The sequence below is a fragment of the Dellaglioa sp. CoH-57-MRSF-19 genome, from assembly GCF_056781975.1.
Genome location: NZ_JBXAXW010000131.1, coordinates 1 through 462, shown reverse-complemented (window position 1 = coordinate 462; position 462 = coordinate 1). Strand labels below are relative to the sequence as shown.

The following is a 462-nucleotide window of genomic DNA, read 5'->3' as shown; positions in this document are numbered from 1 at the left end:
GCCCTGAGCCACGAGAGGCTGTTGCACACCCGTCACGTTCTGAATGATCCAGCGATTTGCCTCGATTGCGTTGGGAAAGGTGCGGACTGCGGCACGCGTCTTGATGATTTCCGCAAACTCGTTTTGGTTTTCCACCTTTTTCTCGTTGTCGAGAAGCGGCGTCCATTCTTTGTCTCCCGGATTCCGAATCATGACGATCCAGTGCGGTGCACTGTAGCGGGCTACGGCCTCGATGGATCGTGCTTTGCGCATTTTTGTGATAAACGAAAGCATGCTTTCTCCTTTACTTGAACTTCAGTCAGTCTTCCAGATCGCCGGGCCCAGCGACCCGAAAATCCCCGATATCGCCCAAAACTTCGAGCAGATTGATACCTGCGGCATCGGCAATGAGGCCGACGGCGGTGATCAAGCGTTCCAGCTTTTCCGATTCGTTCGGAAGCTCCGAGCCGCCGTAACCTACCC

Annotated in this window: 1 protein-coding gene; it reads right to left on the bottom strand. The window is 54.8% G+C overall.

The annotated features are described in order from the left end of the window. A partial coding sequence (locus AC1RO3_RS08605) for a hypothetical protein (RefSeq protein ID WP_447492118.1) occupies positions 1–273 on the bottom strand: 273 nt, incomplete at its 3' end. Positions 274–462: the final 189 nt, after the last annotated feature.